Source organism: Chitinophaga niabensis, assembly GCF_900129465.1.
Classification (GTDB): domain Bacteria; phylum Bacteroidota; class Bacteroidia; order Chitinophagales; family Chitinophagaceae; genus Chitinophaga; species Chitinophaga niabensis.
Genome location: NZ_FSRA01000001.1, coordinates 836,712 through 857,569 on the forward strand (window position 1 = coordinate 836,712; position 20,858 = coordinate 857,569).

At 48.4% G+C, this 20,858-nt stretch carries 12 protein-coding genes; 3 read left to right on the top strand and 9 right to left on the bottom strand.

Annotation, left to right across the window (positions count from 1 at the left end; genetic code table 11):
• Positions 1-187 precede the first annotated feature (187 nt).
• The 9 genes from BUR42_RS03210 to BUR42_RS03250 form a co-directional block, all read right to left on the bottom strand.
• Positions 188-1,327: a FecR family protein gene (locus BUR42_RS03210; protein WP_074237782.1), complete on the bottom strand. Its 1,140-nt coding sequence runs from the start codon at positions 1,325-1,327 to the stop codon at positions 188-190.
• 55 nt (positions 1,328-1,382) lie between these two features.
• The gene (locus BUR42_RS03215) at positions 1,383-1,961 is read right to left on the bottom strand and encodes an RNA polymerase sigma factor (RefSeq protein WP_159442206.1); all 579 of its coding nucleotides are present in this window, start codon (positions 1,959-1,961) and stop codon (positions 1,383-1,385) included.
• Between the two features lie 104 nt (positions 1,962-2,065).
• A complete protein-coding gene (locus BUR42_RS03220) occupies positions 2,066-3,310 on the bottom strand; it encodes a glycoside hydrolase family 172 protein (RefSeq protein WP_074237785.1) in 1,245 nt (414 codons plus the stop codon).
• Complete coding sequence (locus tag BUR42_RS03225) at positions 3,307-4,074, bottom strand: PKD domain-containing protein (RefSeq protein ID WP_074237786.1); 768 nt, start codon at positions 4,072-4,074, stop codon at positions 3,307-3,309. Before BUR42_RS03225 ends, BUR42_RS03220 begins: the two co-directional genes overlap by 4 nt.
• Positions 4,075-4,085: 11 nt before the next feature.
• The gene (locus BUR42_RS03230) at positions 4,086-5,783 is read right to left on the bottom strand and encodes a RagB/SusD family nutrient uptake outer membrane protein (RefSeq protein ID WP_074237787.1); all 1,698 of its coding nucleotides are present in this window, start codon (positions 5,781-5,783) and stop codon (positions 4,086-4,088) included.
• 12 nt (positions 5,784-5,795) lie between these two features.
• Positions 5,796-8,579, bottom strand: a complete 2,784-nt coding sequence (locus BUR42_RS03235; RefSeq protein ID WP_074237789.1) for a SusC/RagA family TonB-linked outer membrane protein — start codon at positions 8,577-8,579, stop codon at positions 5,796-5,798.
• A gap of 28 nt (positions 8,580-8,607) precedes the next feature.
• On the bottom strand, positions 8,608-10,314 hold the full coding sequence (locus BUR42_RS03240) for a RagB/SusD family nutrient uptake outer membrane protein (protein WP_084185624.1): 1,707 nt from the start codon (positions 10,312-10,314) through the stop codon (positions 8,608-8,610).
• Between the two features lie 5 nt (positions 10,315-10,319).
• Entirely contained in the window at positions 10,320-13,454 is a 3,135-nt protein-coding gene (locus BUR42_RS03245; RefSeq protein WP_084185340.1) for a SusC/RagA family TonB-linked outer membrane protein, read from the bottom strand.
• A gap of 18 nt (positions 13,455-13,472) precedes the next feature.
• A complete protein-coding gene (locus BUR42_RS03250; RefSeq protein ID WP_074237794.1) occupies positions 13,473-14,885 on the bottom strand; it encodes a glycoside hydrolase family 5 protein in 1,413 nt (470 codons plus the stop codon).
• A 583-nt stretch (positions 14,886-15,468) separates the two neighbouring features.
• On the opposite strand from BUR42_RS03250, the gene BUR42_RS03255 reads away from it, so the two are divergent.
• The 3 genes from BUR42_RS03255 (at position 15,469) to BUR42_RS03270 (ending at position 20,849) form a co-directional block, all read left to right on the top strand.
• Entirely contained in the window at positions 15,469-16,053 is a 585-nt protein-coding gene (locus BUR42_RS03255; RefSeq protein ID WP_074237795.1) for an RNA polymerase sigma-70 factor, read from the top strand.
• A 62-nt stretch (positions 16,054-16,115) separates the two neighbouring features.
• Positions 16,116-17,339, top strand: a complete 1,224-nt coding sequence (locus tag BUR42_RS03260; protein WP_074237797.1) for a FecR family protein — start codon at positions 16,116-16,118, stop codon at positions 17,337-17,339.
• Between the two features lie 219 nt (positions 17,340-17,558).
• The gene (locus BUR42_RS03270; protein ID WP_159442207.1) at positions 17,559-20,849 is read left to right on the top strand and encodes a TonB-dependent receptor; all 3,291 of its coding nucleotides are present in this window, start codon (positions 17,559-17,561) and stop codon (positions 20,847-20,849) included.
• Positions 20,850-20,858 lie beyond the last annotated feature (9 nt).

Genomic DNA, 20,858 nt, shown 5'->3' on the forward strand with positions numbered 1-20,858 from the left:
GCTTTGGGAAAAAAGCGTCAATTGCATACTTTTGTATGGTTAGGGTAAATAATTAATGATTGCCGAAATCGATTGTGAAATTATAGGCCCGAAACCGGCCGGGGGTGGTGAGAACACTTCCGGCTTTTTCAGGCCCATAGCGGTGCGTTTTTCGCCTAAGGACTCATATTACGTGGATTTAATTATTTTATTTACCAGGAGATACTATGATCGTTCTCCCGCTGATCTCAAATGTTACTTCTCCCGTCATCTCCATCATTTTCAATACTTCAGATACGGGTACGTCACTGGGAATAATACCCCTGAAGTGGGAAGGCACTTCTCCCCTGTATGTTACTTCCACATCATACCAGCGGCTGATCTGGCGCATGGCGGAACGGATGTTGTTCCCTTCAAACTGTATATACCCATTCTTCCAGGCCACAGCTGCTTCTGTGTTCACCTCTTCTTCAATGCTTAACTTACCGTTGGAGATGCTGGCACACTGGCCAGGCTTCAGTTTTTGCCCGTTCACTTTTACTGCGCCGCTGAGCAGGGTAGTCCTGATGTTGGCTTCATCTGTATACGCCATCATGTTAAAAGTGGTACCTAATACTTCTACAACTGTTTTACCAGAACTAACAATGAAAGGATGGGATGCATCCGGCGCTATATCAAAGTAGGCTTCCCCATTCAGCTCTACGCTGCGGGTATCTGTAAAGGCGGTGGGATAACGAAGGCTGCTCGCAGCATTGAGCCATACTTTACTGCCATCCGGCAGGGTAACCTTGTACTTGCCACCCCGGGGCGTAAAGATGGTGTTGTAAAAAATGGTCTGGATGGATGATTGGCCGGCTGTTTGGTAGGCCAGCTGGCCATTGGCCAGTTTAACCACCTGTGTGTTCCCCTGCTGGCTGAGTGTACCGTTGGCTGCGCTATCCAGCGTAAGTTGTGAACCATCGCCGAGTACCAGGGTAGCCCTGTTACCGCCAGGCGCGATATCCTGTGGAGGAGATGGTTTAACAGCTATAACCGGTTGCCGGATAGTTGTTGGCTGGAAGAGGAAGTAACCGGCGGCGGTAACAAGCAGGGCCACGCCAGCGGCCGCCCATAACCAGCGGCGTTTGGCGCGTATAGGAATAATGTTTTGTTTATCTGCCGCCAGGATACCGGAGGCAATATTATCCCAATGCGCGGCATCGTATGATACGGGCGGCATATCGGGCAGTAGCTCAGGAGAGATCTCTTCCCTTTTCAGCAGTTCACATAGTTCTTCCAGCTCAGCAGCGGTGGCGGAGTGTTGCGCAGCCTGTTTCAACAGGTAAGCAAAGCGTTCGTGGAATATCAATTTTGCATCGGTTTATTATACAGACGCGCAAGTGAAAGATTAGGACCTATCAACCCTAAAAAAAATACCAGAGGATAAATAACGGGAGGAAATGCCCTGCCCGCTCAATGTACTGGCGTATGCTCTGGAGGGAACGAACAAGGGAATTTTTAACGGTATTGGGCGAAATATGCAGTTCCTGGGCGATCTCAGGAATTTTTAAGCCGTTTTCCCGGCTGAGCTGATAGATCCGTTTGGCCTGCGGGGGTAATTGTTGCACTGCTTCTCCAACGGTACGCATAAGCATATTAAAAGCCATATCGTCTTCCATGATGTTCTCAGAGCGCCTTTCTGCAATGATGCCCATCGCTTTATGATGCACCGCCTGGTGGCGCAGGTAGGAGAAACACTGGTAGTAAACGATCTTTAACAGCCATGAGTAAGGGTGCTCTATTCCAGGGAGTTTATCACGGCTCAGCCATAATTTCAGAAAAGCTTCCTGCAGAATATCTTCTGTAACAGAGGCATTTTTGGTAAGATGTTGTACGGTGGGCAGTAGTTTAGGTACATGCAAATGGAACAGGCGGCGGAAAGCTGCTTCGTCACCTGCTGCGATGAGGTGGAATAGTTCTTTATCTTGGTTGAATTCCTGCATACCAGCCATTTACCCTTCAGGCCGGTTCCAAAGATAGCGGCTAAAACCAATTATCCAAATAAAAGGCCGCCTCTTAAAAAGGGCGGCCTCGTCTGGCGGTGCTGTCACTTTTGCGGTGACGGCGTTTTACTTCTTAATTGTGTTGTTCGGATACCTACGCTTTGCAGGGCCGGTAAATTATTCGAGGGCGTACCCAAATAAAAATAAGCTGTTGCGGATACATCGTCTGAGCGGTAATAATTCGTCCAGCCCTCCGGTAAAGACGGATCGGCTAATGACCGTACACTATCCTTACTGAACAGGTGATTGGTTTTTGCATATGCTCCGCCGATGGTAACAGGTATCACTTTCGCTTTTCCTTCCTGCTGAATGGGCAGCATATTCTTTTTGAAATCTCCCCCGATCTGCTGTATGGTTACACGGCAATCGCCGGAAAAGAAGATAGGATCAGGAATATGAAAACGGTAAAAGGACCATTGCTTGTTCGGCCAGTCATCTACCAGGCAACCGGAATACTGGTTGCAGAACCAGCCCTGCGACCATGCAGTACCGATATAATCTTCTGTGCCAGTGCCTACGAGGGTAGGCAGGTCCTTATCGCCATCAATGAACATTTTCACTTCTCCTTCGCCCCACCAGGAATTGTTATAGGCAGGGTTGGCATTTACGCCCACATTCACACCCAGGAAACGGCCTTTCCCTTCTACGTGTGGCAGCAGTTCAAAATCCTTACCCGGTGTAGTAGCCGTATCACGATGCCAGTAAGCATGGAAATACAGGTATTGATCATCCCAATTTTTCAGGTACTGGAAATTGACATCGAAGAAGATGTGATTCAGCTTTTTACCAGATTCATTTGTTACCACGATCTTTGCGCCTTTGCGGAAAGGCATGGGAATGTGGCAGAGGAAGGAACGGCCTTCGGGGCTGGCAAACATAGCATTTTCAAACTTGGCCATGCGTCCAAGCCCTACACCAAAGAAATCTCCCAGCGGTGCTGAAACGGCTGGTTGTTTTTCATTATCCCAGAACATTTCCAGTTTCAGGGAGCGGAGCATTTCAGGAGACCGGTCATTAATGGTGATCCAGATGCGGTTCACGATGCCCTGCCCCTGAACATCCAGCAATGCCAGTGATGCGCCGTTGTCGATACTGTCATATGGGTGACCTTTTGCACCATCATTGGCGGAGGCTCCTTTCCCTTTTTCTGCATGGATATTTTCCGGGCTGCTCCAGCGGGTTTCAGCACCTTCCACATAAGTGAAGAGGTTGTTCTGTGGTTGCTGCGGAGCCGGGGTGCACGCTGCCATACCAAACAGCAGCGTGCATAAACCTATGACCACTCTCATAATACTGTAATAGTTGTTTTGTAAGTATGTTTTTTTGGTGCGCCTGCAATCCCTTCAGCCGTTAACGTTACTTCATATGTGCCGGCAGCTGTGTACTTATGTTCAGGTGACTTCAGTTCAGAAGCACCATTGTCCCCAAAGTTCCAGCTGTACTTTAATGCATATTTAGATTGATTGGAAAAACGGATGGTTTTAGGATCACCTGTTTTGGGCGCTGCCTGAAAAGCTGCCACCGGAGTGAACATGATAGGATCGATGAGTAATACCAGTTTGTCCAGTGCAGGGTTTGTACTTACTCCGCTGCCGGATAGTTTCAGGCACAGGGCTTTTTGTTTGCCGGCATTCGCTACCAGGTAAGCCATGTTAATACTTACGGCCATTTGCGCACTTTCCTGGCCGTTATCTATCTGCACTGTGGTGGGGATAGTGTATTGGTCAGCCGGCAGCAGTTCCGTATTCAGCAGCGTGCCATCTGTGATCAGCCTATTGATGGTATCGTTATTTACCTGGATGTTGACGGCAATACCACCGGACCTGCTCACGGCGCCACGGAATACACTGAGCGGGATATTGAACTTTTCCTGGTTTACTTCGTAACGAAAAGGCTGACCCGGCTCAGCGACATTGTTGATCGTGAACCTGCCTTCGCGTGCTGCAGGAAAATATATTTTTTGGTCAGGATAGCTGGCTTCCACCACCTCATTGTATTTGCAGGATACGGCGAAGCAGCTTAACAGCGCGAGTATGTTGATACTTTTTCTCATGAATGATAGTTTTACCATAAAGGATTTTGCACCAGTTTTGGAGAGATGAATAATTCTCCTTTGGGAATAGGATACAGGTACATCTTCGGTTCAAACACCCTTTGCTCCACAACGGCGGGCGTGTAAGTGAATGTTCCGTTAGCATTGCGTGTGATGTTCACACCCCTGAGCGGTGTACCGAAGTATTGTGGTCCCTGCATCCACCTGCGTACATCCCAGGCGCGGTGATCTTCAAATGCAAATTCCACCCTGCGTTCATTCCGTATCCTTTCCCGCATCTGTGCTTGGGAAAGACCGGCAGGCAGGGGAGGCATACCGATAGTGCTACGCCCGCGCACATAATTGACATACTGTGCGATATCCGGATTGCCCGGTTCGCATTCATTCAGCGCTTCTGCATAGTTCAGGAATATTTCAGCGGTGCGGATGAGGATCCAGCTGTGTACACTCGTTCTGTTCTGCAACAGGTCTGTGTATTCGCTGAGATATTTTTTCATGTAGTAGCCTGTTTTGCTGGCTAATGGAATCCCTTGTCCATCACGCCCGCCTGCCCACAATTCCACATTGCGGCTGTTGAACCAGGTGTTATTAGTGATGATGCTTAAGCGCAGACGTGGATCACGGTTGGCATAAGGATCTGCTGCATGTGCCGGATTGTTCCAGTTGAAAGCTGTGCCGTCTGTCATTTCATATGCATCTACAAGGTTTTGAGAAGGTGTGTTACCGCTTTCTCCCAGGTTGTAACCTATAGGGAAGTTGGCTTTCTCAAATTCATTGCTGGGCCCGTTCCTGCGTGTTAAGATGATCTCCGGTGAGTTAAATGTATTGAAGAGCGGACCGTATTCCCAGTGGATCCAGTAACCGGTACCTGCAAGGTCCAGTACTGCTTTGGCAGCATTGGCGGCATCCTTCCAGCGTTGTGTACGGTTGCCGGCAGGCATGGATATCAGTTCCGGTTTACTGTAACCGCCGGACCAGGTGGGGGTATTGAAGAGGTCGCTTGCAGCATAGAGCAGTGCGCGGCTTTTCAATGCAAGTGCAGCACCTTTTGTAGCCCTGCCAAGATCCGCGTCTGCAGACTTGGGTGGTAATCCTGCCCCGCTTTCATCACATTCTTTCACAATGAACTGGATGCAGGCTTCAAGCGAATTCCTTTCCACTTTGGAAAAATCTGCTGTTACACTTAGTTCTTCGGTGAGAATTGGAACGCCTCCGTAACGTTTCACCAGTTCAAAATAAAAGAACGCTCTCAGGAAACGCGCTTCCAGTTTCCAGCGTGTGATCTCTGCTGTTCTTTGCTGATAGATCAGCTGATCGGAAGGGTTAGTGCTCAGGCGGTAAGTTTCCAGGTTAATGCTGTCTGAAGAAGCGAGGAACTGGTTCACGCGCCGGATAGCCTTATAGTATTTCGCCCATGCATTATCCGGATTATCGTAGGCATTCCAGGAGCCGTTATTGAATTTCTGTATGTTGGCGTTTTCCTGCGTGTATTCCGCTTCATCGCTGGCAGAAGCCATCATAGCCCTGTCCACCTGCAGGAAACCTTCCGGCAGTTCCGTATAGAGTATGGCCTGCCGGTAGCTGGAGTACTGATAGGATTGTGTTACTTGTTTTTCGGTGATGTTCGTGATCACTTCACGGTCCAGTTTCTCACAGGCACCCAGGAGGATGAGTGCCGCCACACCGTATATTAGCGTAATGTGTTTCATAGATCGTTGCTTTTAAAGTTCAATTCTAAAGCCGGCAGAGAACGTGCGCAGGGCCGGATAGCCGATACCCAGTGTTTCCGGATCAAGATCGCCTGCTATATCATCCACGGAAAACAGGTTATTACCATTAATGAAGATCCTGGCGCTGGTTAGCTTTATCCTGGAAAGCGTTTGTTTCGGCAGGGAATAACCCAGCTCCAGGCTGCGTAGCTTGAGATAGCTGCCATCACGCTGCCAGAAAGAAGAAAAACGGTAATTGTTCAGGTTATTTGCGGAGGACAAACGCGGGTAAGTGGCAGATGCCGCCGTGGCAGGCGTCCACCGGTCCTTTGCCATTTCCGGCGCAGACCTGTTGTTCTGGAAAGCATAGAACTGGTTACCCAGTGTAACGGTACTGCCGCTCACCCCCTGGAAGAAAACATCCAGGTCAAACCCTCTGAACTTTACACCTGCATGCAGGCCATAAGTAAGGGTAGGGAGGTAGGAGTTACCGATGGCATTGACGTCGTTCTGGTCTATGATGTTATCACCATTCTGATCTTTGTATTTAATATCACCGGGTTGCACACTAGTGAAAGTTTGCCGCGGGCTGGCATTGATATCTGCGGCATCTTTGAAAAAGCCGATGGCTTGCAGGCCAAAAGGCTGGCCCGCCGGATGCCCTGTACGATAGAGATAAGTATCCTCCTGCACGGCTTCTGCGTTGTACACGATCTTATTCTTCGCATAAGCAGCATTTCCTTCTACAAACCACTGCACTTTCGCGTCTGCTGCATTGTGATAAGCAATCACCGCTTCAAGGCCCTTATTATCTACTTTGCCCACATTCAGGAAAGGGAGGTCTACTCCCACATATTGCGGAACCGTGAAAAAGGGCTGTGCTAAAATGTGACGGCGTCTATTACTGAATACATCCAGGTTGAAGCTGATGCGCTCTATAAATGTTGCTTCCAGGCCAAGGTTGGTTTTTGTTTCTTTCTCCCAGGTTACATCGGGATTGGCTGGTGTGCCTTCATAGATGCCGGCAGTACCGTTATTGCCTGTTCCAAAGTAAGGCGATGCGCCGAAGGGGAATAACTGATCGAACATAAAGCGGGGCCCGCCGATAAGATCATTTCCTGTGAGACCATAAGATGCGCGCAGTTTCAGGAAGCTGATCACTTTATTCTCTTTCAGGAAATTTTCATTGGAGGCTATCCATCCTGCAGAGAACGCGGGGAAGTAACCGAACCTTTTCCCCTTAGGGAAATTTTCAGAACCCATATAGGACATATTCACTTCCGCTATATACCGTTCATCGTAAGCATACGTAATGCGTGCGCCTCCGTTGATATGTTTGTAAGGCAGATTATTGCCGCTGATGGAATAACTATCCTGGTTATACATCAGCATCGCGGAAATATTGTGAATGCCAAAGCTGCGGTCGTAGTTGAGGAATCCCTGTAAAGCATAGTTCCGCCATTGGTCTGAACGGCTTTCATCTCCGGCCAGCGATGTTTTTTGCCCGAAGCGGGTGATCACGGTATCGCCGTTGCTGTTCCGTGAAATAGAAAAACGTTCGTATTGTTTGCTCTTGTTGGAGTAGCTGTTAAAGTAAGTGTTCAATGCCAGCGCACCTGAAACACTCAGCCCGGGAGTAATAAAGTCCAGCTGTTGTGTTAACCGCAGCGATCCCTGCAGCGTTCTGCCATTGGAGGTATAGGAACCTGTCTGCAATACATTGCCGAGCGGGTTCGCATACAGGGCATTGCCGCCAAAGCTGCCGTCCGGCAAATAAACCGGGAAGGCATTGGAAGGAATAGATGCTGCGAGCCCAAAGAGGTTAGCGGTGGTATTGCCGGCGGGGTTCGCCTTGTCTTCCACTGTACCGCCCAATCTGATAGCAGCTGTGAGCTTTTGGGTGATATTGATATCTACATTCGTGCGGAAGTTGTAACGCTGGAATTTGGAATTACTGCTTTCCTCTTCTTTATCTCCTGCTTTGATCAGCAGGCCCTGGCTGGTGAGTGCGTTCAGTGCTACAAAGTAACGTACGGTTTCATTACCACCATTGAAGGTAAGATTGTAATTACTCATGGGTGCAGCTTTGCGCAGTATCTGATCGTACCAGTTCACATCAGGATGAAAGTAAGGATCGTTGCCGCTCCTGTATGCTTCCAGGTCACTGTTGGTATACATCGGTGCTTTGCCATCGTTCTGCAAAGCTTCGTTGTATAGGGTGGCATAATCATAAGAGCGCAGGTTCTTAGGAAGTGCAATTGGTTTATTGAAGCCGTATTGTACACCAAAGCCTACTTTTAATGCTCCTTTTACTCCCTTTTTAGTAGTGACCAGCATCACGCCATTAGCGCCTCTGCTACCATACAACGCAACTGCGGCCGCATCTTTGAGGATAGTGATGGATTCCACTTCGTCCGGCACCAGTTGTGCAAAGGTGCTTTCAAAACCATCTACTAATACGAGTACCTTGGTATCGGCAGCGCCAAAAGTGCCAACACCCCTGATCACCATACCGGGTGTATTTACCCCATTTTCACTGCTGCCAGCCTGTACTGTAAGCCCGGGGAGGCGTCCGTAAAGCGTATTGCCCAGGTTGGTGTTAAAGGTTTTCTTTAGTTCATTGCCCTGTACGGAAGAAACAGCTCCCGTAACCATCCAGGCTGCCTGCCGGCCATAAGGTACCTCAACGGAATCAGGCCGCACCGTTTGGGCAGAAGCATGCCAGCCTGCAGAACAGGCGAATGCCAGTGCTACAAACCGCTGCCGGGTAAAGAGAGGATATATACTTGATTTCATGTAATGCTTTTTACGATTGAAGGATCAGTTACCAACCAGGATTTTGAATGATATGCCCTTTGTTCACTTCAGAAAGGATGAAGGGATGCAGGTACATCTTTCTCGGGAAAGAACGCTGCTCAAAAATGAACGGCGTAAAATTGATCTCCGTACTGCCTGTTATAGCAGCCAGTTTCAGCCCCCAGAAATCTCCCTTCATCACACCGTTGTCTTCTGCTATCATCCAGCGGCGTATATCCCAGAAGCGGTGATCTTCAAAGGCCAGTTCAATATCCCGTTCGTTATGTACACGCTGCCTGAAGTCTGCCTGGGAAAGATTGGCCGGAAGATCAGGCATGCCGGAGCGCCTGCGGATTTCATTCACTGCTGTATAGGCATCTGTATTAGGCCCATCGTTAAATTCGTTGAGCGCTTCTGCATAATTGAGGTAGGCTTCTGCCAGCCGGAAGATCTGCCAGTTAGGTATCTGCGCGGCGCCGTTATGCAAAGCCTCGGGGATCAGTTTATGCATCCAATGGCCAAGCTGGCTGTTGAGACAGTTGAATTTTGGATCTTCCCTGTTCCAGTAGGAATTATGATAAGCAACTGTTTGTTTAAAACGGGGGTCCAGTTCATCATATTTCTGAAACAGGTTGTTACCGCCTGCGAGTGGCCATGTTTGCGGCGTACCATCGGTCTTTTCATATTTCCTGATAAAGTTGAAGGTAACCATTACACCTGCCCATCCTGAATTAGAAAGGGTATTCGGCTTCATGGTTGCCCAGGGGATCTCCCATGCGTTGCGCGGACCGTAGTTTTTGCTGGCAAGGATGATCTCTGCATTATCGTTGGTAGACCATTGGTATTTATAGTTCGCCGTTACTCCTTTGTCTGTGATCAGGTGAATACCGCCGGTAGGCGCCCAGTCCAGAACTGCTTTGGCTGCATCTGCGGCCAGCTTCCAGCGGTTCTTATCGTAGTTGCCGTAACAGATGAGTTTATCTTTATCGCCACCCAGGCTCAGGTAAGGTTGTGCTGCATTGAACAGCGGGCTGGCAGCATACAGCAATGCTCTTGATTTGAGCATGAGTGCTGCACCCTTCGTAGCACGCCCGCGCATGGTACTGGGATAAACAGGCGGTAATTTGGCAGCTGCATCCGTAGCATCGTTCACAATAAAATTGATACATTCTTCAATGGTGTTCCTGCCCAGGTTCAGATCATCTGTGAGCTGAAATCTTTTATCTACGATGGGAACGCCACCATAACGTTTGATCATCTCAAGGTAATTCAGCGCCCGTATAAATCTTGCTTCCCCGTAAACCTGGTCGCGGTAAGCAGGCGTAATGTTGGGCACTTCATCTACTCTTTCCATGATAATGTTGCACATGCGAATAGCTGTCCAGCGGAGGAAGAAACGATAATCCTCCAGGTTTACGATATCGCTGGCGGTAATGTTGGCGGAGTTCCAGCGCTGACCTGTCAGCCAGCCTACAGCGTATTCTGCTTCATCGGTTGCGCCGGCGGAAATATCGTAGGTGGCGGCATTGGTAAGACTTCTGTCTTCCGTAGGAAGGCCATGATGGATCCCGTGACGGTAAAGACTGGCCACATACATTTCCAGTTCTGTCTGTGAAGAGAACATGGTGTTTTCTGTAACGTCCACGCCGGGTGCTTTGTCCAGGAACTTCTTCTCACAGGAGATAGAAAGCACACTGCACAGGCCCAGTATATAGAGTGCATGTAATTTTTTCATGCTCATCAGAATTTAAGATTAAGACCGAAGTTGATGGTTTTCACAATAGGGTAGGGTTCTGCACCATTGCTGTTCCCATCGTACATGTTAACAGGTTGTTCCGGATCAATACCGGGGGGCAGCTTATGCCAGGTGAGCAGGTTATTGCCGTTCACATAGAAACGGGCAGCACTGATGCCGATCCTTCTCAGCGTATTGGCAGAAAGGGTATAACCAATCTCCATATTCTTCAACCGCACATAACTGGCATCCCTGATCCAGAAGTTGGATTCTTTATAGTTATGCTGCTGCGCATCCGTACCAATAGCCAGGTGAGGGTAATTGATAGGGAGGCCCCGCTCATATCTTTCCTGCGACCAGCTTTCCAGCAGGCCTTTGTAAGCGCCTATGTCCAGCGGGAACGCAATCTTAGCACGTGAAGGAAGGTCAGTACTTACTTTCGTTGCACCCTGGAAGAGTACGGAAATATCAAATCCTTTATAGCTCGCGCCGAAGGACATGCCGTATAATTGTTCCGGGAAATTGGAGTAACCGATGGGCACGTAATCGCTCTCTGAAATAATGCCATCCCCATTTACATCCCTGTAACGGATATCACCAGGTTGTATCTTATTATTGTTCCATTGCGAGGCAGGTCTTTTTGCATCATTCACCTCAGCCCAAGTATTATATAGTCCTTCCGAGATAAGGCCGAAGTATTGCCCCACACGATGCCCGGTACGTTGCTGGTACGGCATGGGTTGCGGGATCTCGTCCATTTCCAGGATCTTGTTGCGGGCAAAGGTGAAAGTACCTCTTACCCAGTATTGCACATTGCCGGCATGATCATTAAAGGAGATGTCGCCATCTATACCTTTGTTCTGCATCTTACCAAAGTTGTAAGGAGGGAAGGTGGCGCCGGTGATCACCGGGATGGTCTGCCGGGAAGCTAGGATATTGCTCCGCATTTCAGAGAAATAATCTGCAGTGATAGCAAACTTATTCTTCCAGAATTTCACTTCCAGGCCAATGTTCTTCTTGGCCGCTCTTTCCCAGGTAAGCAGTTCATTGCCCAGTGCGCCTTCCACAGGAGTAGTGTATTGCGAAAAGTTCACACCTGCCTCTCCGAAATAATAACCATTGGAGTAGGTATAGGAAGTAGGACGATAAAGGAAACGCGCATTATTCAGTTTGTCGTTCCCCACTTCTCCGTAAGAACCCCTGATCTTCAGGAAAGTAACAATGTCATTCTGCGGGAAGAAGGATTCCATAGAAGGTATCCAGCCTGCGGAATAAGCAGGGAAGAAACCAAAGCGGCGGCCTTCGGCAAAATTTTCTGTTCCGTTATATCCCGCGTTATACTCCAGCAGGTAACGGTCTTTATAAGAGTAAGTGATACGCCCCACCAGCCCCTGGTAACCATTGGGCACCAGGAAGGCCAGGTTGGGGTCAAATAATTTTGTCTGGTTGTAGAGCAGGAGGCCGGTTACCGTATGATGTCCGAAAACCCGGTTGTAATTCAGGCCTGCTTCTGCATAACTGCGCCTGTTCTTGCCGATAGCTTCCGAGTAACCAAAGGGCTCTTCCAGGCTTTGTGGCCTGAACAGCAGTTTGCCATCTGCTTCTCTTCTTACAGAATAGGTTACTACGTTTTTGCTGTAGGTATCCCGTTTACTGTTAAAGTTCTGGTAAGATATTTTACCATGAATGGAAAGCCCTTTTATGATCACATCCAGGTCATAATCCACTCTTACCGTACCGTTGAGATAGCTGATGTATTCTTTTGAATAACCTGATCCGAGCAGGTTCACAACAGGGCTGACAGGCTGGCTGTAACCCTGTGTAATGATCTTGTTATCCAGGATGCCGGGTGATTGCCAGGGTGGTGCATCCCCGATAGCCTGTATGATACGGTTCGTATTCCAGTTGGAGCCTCTGCGATGTTCATTCTGCAGGGAAAGGTCCAGTGCTATCTTCAGTTTTTTGGTAACATCAAAGTTGAAGTTGGAGCGGAAGTTATAGCGCTTGAATTTGATCTGCGCATCCCATCCCGGGTCCAGTTTCGTTTGTTTGAAAAGCGCTTCCTGGTTGAAGAGACCGCCTGAAATAAAATACCTTGTTTTCTCTGTTCCGCCGCTGATGGTGAGGTTCTGCTGTGTTTGCAGCGATGTTTTTTTCAGCAGCATATCATAGTAGTTGGTACTGGGGTACATGATGGGATCTTCCCCTGATTCATATTTTGCAATATCTGCATCACTGAAACGTGGTGTATAAACAGCGCTGGTGATATAGCTGTCGTATTTCCTGGCGGCATTATAAGAGCGGGTATATTCCCCGCTGTTCATCGGTTCGCGCAAGTCCACAAAGCTATTAAGCGCGGCATTGGTGGTGAGGTTCAATTGTGGTTTACCTTCCTTACCACGGCGGGTAGTGATCAGCAGCACACCGTTTGCACCGCGCACACCGTAGATGGCGGTAGACGATGCATCTTTCAGGATGCTGACACTCTCAATTTCATTCGGATCAATATTGTTGTAGTTGGATACTTCAATACCATCTACCATGATCAACGGTTCCTGCGATCCGGTGAAAGTGCCCACGCCCCGTATCCGCAGTGTAGAGCCATCCTTACCCGGTTCTCCGCTGGATTGCCTGGCCAGCAGGCCGGACATGCGGCCGGCAAGAGAGTTACTGATGTTGGCAACAGGTGATTGTAAAAGGTCTTTGGTAGTAACAGAAGAGATCGCACCTGTTACAGATACTTTCTTTTGTGTACCGTAACCCACCACAATCACTTCGCCAAGATTTTCAGAAGATTCCGGCATGGTAACATCCAGGATGTTGCCACTGCCTACACTTCTTTCCTGGGCTACATACCCCATAAAGGTGAACACCAGTATTACATTGCGGTCCGGTACTTTCAGGCTGTACCTGCCTGATTCATTGGTGATAGCGGCAATAGACTGGTTTTTAACACGTACCGTAACACCCGGGAGCAATTCCCCCTTTTGGTCCTTGATGGTGCCGGTGATGGTGACTTCCTGCTGAAAAGCGATGCCCGGAAGCAGGCGCGCGCTGTGTCCGCTAACCCCTCCGCGGGCATTCAGGTAGCCGGCGGAAAGGCATGGGATCATGCATAGGAGTGATAGAAATTTTTTCATAACAGAGGATTTGGAGATCTATTTCTTCATGAGAATGTAAGTGGGGCTTTCCCCGATAGTAATGCTGATGCTATTGTTATCCACCTGTTCCCAGGTTGCGTTGGGAGCGTCTCCTGCTGCGGTGGCCATGGTCTTTGCACTGATGGGTTTGCCAGGCATGCCTGTGAGCGTTACCCGTGCTTCTCTTGGTTGGTATCCTTCTTTTTCGTGTGACTTTACGCCGGTAGGGGACCAGGCTACCCAGATCCTGTTAGTGGCATTGCTGAATTCATATACATAGAGCTGACCATAATCCTGTTTAACGATGCGGGAAAAGCGGAAGTTGCCCAGTGTTTCGTACAACTGCTTTACTGCATGGAAAGACATCTTGGGCTCAAACTTGCGGGTAAGGCCTGATGCCGCATGAAAAGATGGTTCATTATCATCGTTGTAGTAATAGAGATATGCGCGGTTTACATCCATCGTGGCAAATGCAAGGAAAGAACGAACGAGGTATTGTGCCTGCTGCAGATCAGTATGGCCCTGCCAGTCCAGTTTCTCCCACCAGTCTTTCCTGTCCTTCATTACATCAGGCGTGCAGGCATCATAACCAAATTCCGTTACCCATATCTCTTTTCCCTTCGCGCTGCTGTTACGCCAGTCAATAGTTTCCTGCACTACTTTCAGGTATACGGCGGAAGTATCTTCCGGCCAGGTACGGTTCCAGTTATTAGGATTGTTGCCCGATTTTGGAATAGTGGAATAAGTGTGCACATTCAATACATCATACAGGGGCAGCACATCTGCATCCCCGTAAAAGGAATGCACATCCTGTGAGTAATCATCTGCAGGGCGCGCATGGATGGTGGGTGTCACCACTTTGGCTTTGGGATCGCCATCCCGTATTCCTTTTGCCATCTGAACAAAGAGGTTGCGGAACATGGGCAGATCTACCCTGCGCCCCGGTTCATTATCTATCTCAAAAGAAGTGGCCAGCTTTTCTGCGCCGGATGGGCCGTAAAATGAAGCCATGGCTTTTGTATAGTTATAACTCCATTGTTCCTGCCCTTTCCACTTATCCGTAAAGTGATCATGCCCTCCGCCGAAGCTGGCGAACTGTACGCAAATATCTGTTTCAAAACCGCCCTCTTTCCATGGGCCGTATACATCCCTTTTCCAGTTGATGTTATTGATCGTATTGGGAATAGTGATAGGATCTCCCGGTTTCTTTACATCCCAGTCTATATTATGATAGTTGCGCACAAGCCGGCATACCTGCCCGTAGAGTGCCGGTTTAAAGTGAAAGTGACCGTTAATGCCCATGAAGTCCTTCATCAGTGGTTTGTTGCTGACAGTATCTTCCATTCCGCCGTTGTTCCCGTCTTTCGGGGTTTTACAGGAAAAGAAAGAAACTGTAGCTACGGAGAAAAGCCCGAGTACAATTTGTTTCATGTTGATCTTTTTGAAATTTAATGTATAGCGCCTTCAGGCCTGCTGTTAACAGCCTGAGCTTTTGTAAATCTAATAAGGTGCATGCCATACGTACAAGCGATTATCCGTTATTGGCTTTCATGCTCTTCCCGTTGAATAAATTCTGATTGATGTAACGTGAAATTTTATGCAGTTCTCATCCTGGTCACTTTGCAATAAATGGAGGAGCACTCACTAGCTGTTCTGGTAACTTCGTGAACAAGGTAGAAATTAATTTTTATAATTGTTCATTTAACAATTAAAAAAAATCCAAGCTTGATAATCTTATCTACCTTCTTGTTTTTTAATGGCTGTTTGACGAAAAACCTTTAACCGTGGCTCTTTAAGCAGGTGTTTCACTGTATCTTGATAATTAAGTGTATGCAAATAATAATGTCTCTCACTATTGTATGTTGTTAAATTGTTTTGTAAATTAATTGGCGAAACCGGCAGAAAATAATTTTAGCAGGCATTTAAATTGAATTAATTATTTTTAATTAATAAATGTCCATTTAACAATTAACACTAGTTTTTCACTTATACCACGGCCTCAATCAACCATCTTGTGCAAGAAAGCTTTTACATAAGGGAATTCCAGGCAGGCAACCACGGAGCTTTTGCTCTTTGCTTCGACCGGTATTATGCCCGTTTGTGTTATTTCGCCAGGGGCTTCCTGCCGGATTCGCCGATGATAGCGGCAGACCTGGTGCAGGATGCATTTGAACGGCTGTGGGAGCGGCGTGCGGATTTTTCCCATGAAGCGGCCATCCGGTCTTTCCTGTATGTAACCGTAAAGAATGCTTTCCTGGACCTGCGGCGGCATGAGCGTGTAGTACGTAAATATGCAGCCACATGCAATGAGGAAGAAGCGATTGCAGAAAATATGCTGGAACGGATGATGACAGCTGAAGTGCTGGCTGATGTTCACCAGGCCCTGCAGAAATTACCGCAAGGCTGCCGCAGCGTGCTGAACCTGGGGTATTTTCAGGGGCTGAGGAATGAAGAGATTGCAAGGGAACTACATGTGTCTGTGAACACTGTTAAGTCCCAGAAGATGCGGGCAATCAAACTGTTGAAAGCTTTTTTCGCAAGGCCCGCCAATACAACATTGCCGCTGATATTGTGGCAATTGGCATGTTTGTTCCGCTGATCCCCAAATTTTTTTAACACCATTCCATCCTTTTTTCCTGGTTGATCGTTTTACCGGATACTATGCAGCAAGATGATCCGCATTTTGAAATTTCCCGCCTGCTTGCAAGGCTGATAAATGGTACGCTTACGGCCGAAGAAACCGCGCGGCTGGAAGCCTGGCGGCAGGAAAGCCCGGCTAACAAAGCGTTGTACGATCGTATGACGGATCCTGCATTCCTTTCAGCACAGTTGGAGAGCTGGGAGGCAGAAGGGCAGGAGCTGGCAAAGGAACAGTTCCTCAAAAAAAAGTATGGCTCCGGCGAACATGACCGGGTGAAGATCAGGCATTTCTTTCGCTATGCTGCAGCGATCCTGCTGTTACTGGGGCTTGCGGGGGGAGGTGTTTACCTGTTAAGGCAGGAACAAAAACCTTTACCCCTTTTGCAAGTGGAAGATATGCGTGTGGACAGTAGTTTTTTGCCGAAGGGGAATGTGGCAAAACTGGTGATGAAGAACGGGCATGAAGTACAACTGAAGGGTGAGGCGGAACAGGAATTTGAAGAAGAAGACGGCACGCGTGTAAAGAACGGGTATAGCGCATTGCGTTACCAGGGCCATAAACAAAAGGCAGATGCAGAAACGGTGTATCATACACTGGTAACACCTAAGGGCGGAGAATACACAGTAATGCTGGCGGATGGTACTACAGCCCGGCTGAATGCCGCATCTTCCCTGCGTTTTCCAACCAGGTTTGAAGGAAAGGAAAGGGTGGTGGAGCTTTCCGGTGAGGCCTATTTTGAAGTGGCAAAGGATGTGCAGCATCCTTTCATCGTAAAAACAGCACGTTCTCTTGTACGGGTGTTAGGAACGGATTTTAACGTATATGCATATACGGACATGCCGGAGGAGCGCACAACACTGGCCAGCGGGGCTGTAAAGGTAAGCCATCCGGAACAGGAGCGGGGAATGATACTGCAGCCTGGTTTTCAGGCACAGGTCCAGGCTGCCGTGAATGATATTAAGGTGGTACGCGCAGATATGGAAGAAGCATTAGCCTGGAAGAATGGCCTGTTTGTTTTTAATGCCGCGTCGCTGGGTGATATACTGCGCCAGATAGGACGCTGGTACGATGTGGATATAAATTGCGAAAGCAGTATGGAGCGAAAATTTCATTTCTCAGGGCGCATCCATCGTTACGAAAATATAGCCGGGGTACTTGAACTACTCGAAATGACAGGCAAGGTCAGATTCCAGCTGCAGGGCCGGACACTGATCGTAAGACCGGCTGCCTTAAAAACAACCTAACCAAAAGTAATCGTTATGTAGAAAATCGGTGCATTCCAAAAAATGAAAACCGGGAAGGCGGCCACCTCCCCGGCGTTGAAAGCAACCGGCATTTACTCCATCGTTTAAGCAAATGGGAAATGCCTATTAATCACTATCTCCACGTAAGTTATGAAAAAAATCCTTTTCGGCAGGAGGGCGTTCTTTGAACAGCCTTCCTCCCGGCTAATGCTTCATGTTATGCGAAACATTACTTTTCTGATGCTGGTTTGTATCATGCAGGTATCAGCCACCAGCTATTCGCAAGATGTACGCCTCACCCTGAACCTGAAAGATGCCAGCCTGACCCGCTTGTTCGGGATCATTCAGCAGCAGAGCGATTACAAGTTCCTGTACAACCTGGAGGATGTAAACAATTCACCCCGCCTGAATATCCGGGTAAAAGATGCTACTATACCTGAGATCCTGGCCGTCTGTTTCAAAGACTATCCACTGGGATACCGTATCTCCAACAAAACGGTGGTGGTGGTACCCCGCACGGAATTGCCAGCACCCATGCCCATTGTGGAAAAAAAGGAAATGGTGGTAAAAGGAACAGTCACGGACGATAAAGGGCAGGCACTACCGGGCGTGAGTGTAGCCCTGAAACAAAGCTCCCTGGGCACAGCCACAGATACGGAAGGGAACTATTCCATTACCCTGCCCGATGGCGATGGTACACTGATCTTTTCCTATATCGGTTTTGTGAAGCAGGAAGTGCCTGTGAACAAACGTACCAGTATCCTTGTCCGGCTGGTACGTGATGTAACAGGCCTGCAGGAAACAGTAGTGGTTGGATACGGCACTACAAAGAGAGGAGACCTCACAGGTGCCATTAACACGGTGTCTGCCGCTTCATTTGAGAAGCAACCCATCATCCGTGTAGAGGATGCATTGAAAGGACGTGCTCCCGGTGTACAGGTGCAGAAGCCGAACGGTACACCCGGCGCAGGCATGAAGATCCGTATTCGCGGAGGTAATTCCATTACCGGCAACAGCGATCCCCTATATGTTATTGATGGGATCATCGGCGGAGATATCAGAACACTGAACCCTAATGACATTGCATCTATGGACATTCTAAAAGATGCTTCCTCCACAGCCATTTATGGTTCCCGCGGTGCCAATGGCGTAGTGATCATCACTACTAAAAGCGGCAGACCAGGCAAGGCGAACGTTAGCTTCGATGCTTTTTACAGCATGGATAAAGTAAGTAAGAAATACGATCTGCTCAATGCTGTAGAGTATATGCAGGTGGCCAATGAAAAGCAAAGTGTGGATGGCCTCAATCCCTTGTTCACTGCAGCGCAGATCGATGAGGCACGCAGGACGGGAGGTACGGACTGGCAGGATGAAATACTCCGCACAGGCAGTACACAGAACTACCAGTTATCTTTCAGTGGAGGAACGGAAAATACACGATACTATGTATCCGGAAGCCTGGCCGATCAGAAAGGGATCATTGAAAATTCTGCTTACAAACGTTACGGCCTTCGCGCAAATGTGAAGTCCAAAATGAGCAAACGGCTGGACTTTTCCCTGAACCTCTATGGCACTTTTGAAAAGTCCAGGAATATTTATGGATACGATGGCCGTAATACGGCATTGGGTAGTGCGCTCATCTTCTCTCCCAATGTTTCCGTATGGGACACTGCTACAAAGGACTACCGGAGGTCTCCTTCCTATGGCCCCATCACCTCCAATCCCGTATTTACTACCAATGAACAGATCTTTGATGGCAACATACTGAACGTACTGGCAAGTTCGCAACTGCAATACATGATCACAGATGAACTGTCTGTTACCATCAGCGGCGGCGTGAACGGCAACAATTATAATAACCCTTACCTGAAAAGATATCAGCCTGGCAACAACCTGTCCAGCACAGAAGCGGGGTACGACAATGGTTTCACCTGGACCCTGCAGAACACCAATATGATCAACTATGCAAAAGTGTTTAACAGCATCCATTCGCTGAAGATCACCGCCGGTTATGAGCAGCAGCTGAGTACTACCAAGTTCAGCACAGCCTGGGCTACCGGTTTTCCTACCATAGCATTAGGATATAATGATATTTCCCTGGGTGCCACCCGCAGAGTTGGTTCAGGGTTTTCACAATGGTCCCTGCAATCCTACCTGGGCCGTGTGAACTATACGCTGAAAGACAGGTACCTGTTTACCGTTACTTTTCGTGCAGATGGTTCTTCCAAATTCAAAGGCGACAACAAATATGGTTACTTCCCTTCCGGTGCCTTTGCATGGAGGATCTCCGAAGAGCCGTTTATTCATAACCTGAATATATTCAGTGATCTGAAACTGAGAACGAGTTACGGGCTCACCGGTAACCAGGCCATAGGGCCTTATAAAACGCTCAACCTGCTGCAAACATTTGAGAGAGGTTATCCTTTCAACGGAAGCAGCCTGGGTGTTGGTATCGGGCCGGGTACACCTGCTAATCCTGATCTGAAATGGGAAACCACCGCGCAGCTGGACCTTGGTATCGACTTTGGTTTCTTTGGTGGCAGACTGAACGGTGCTTTGGACTATTACCACAAAAAAACTACAGACCTGTTGCTGGATGTGAACATCCCTGACTACAACGGTGGCGGTACCCGCACGAGTAATGTTGGCTCTTTGCAGAACCAGGGTATTGAGCTTATGCTGAACGGCGTTGTGATAGACAAACCTGCATTACGGCTTGAAACCGGTTTTAACATCAGTGCCAACCGCAGCAAGGTACTGGACCTGGGCGGTGCCACAGAGATCTATACCAATGGCGGATATAACGTTGGGCTCAATCCATTCATTGTAAAAGTAGGGGAGCCGCTGGGGCAGTTCAGAGGGTATGTGTACAAGGGGGTATGGAAAACGGCAGAAGCAGCAGAAGCTGCAAAGGTACAGCGGAAACCGGGAGATGCGCATTACCTGAACGTGAATGGAGATGGTGAGATCAGCGGGCCGGACATGATGAAGATCGGTAAAGCAGCACCTGATTTTACCTGGGGCTGGAATACTACACTGGAGTGGCGCAACTTTGATCTGAACCTTCTCTTCAGCGGTATGCAGGGGAACGATGTATGGAACTATACACGTTGGTTGCCCATGAGCTTTAGTACAGACGCCAGGTATGCCACGGCCAAAGAAGTGTTGAACAGGTGGACGCCGAAGAACGAGAACTCAGATATTCCAGGTATCACCACTTCTACCAATACCCTGCAGCAATCCAGCCAGTTTGTGGAAGATGGTAGTTTCATCCGCCTGTCCAACCTTTCCCTTGGTTACAATCTGCCGCTTTCCATGATGAAAAGTATGAAGATCAGCCAGGCCAGGTTTTATGTAAGCGGGCAGAATCTTTTTGTGATTACAAAATACAAAGGATTTGACCCGGAGTTATCTACTACGCCTACTACTTCAGATGTGGCGATGGGGATCGATAATAGTACCTATCCTGCGTTCCGGACCATTACAGTAGGTATAAGGCTTGTACTTTAAAACTTTAAG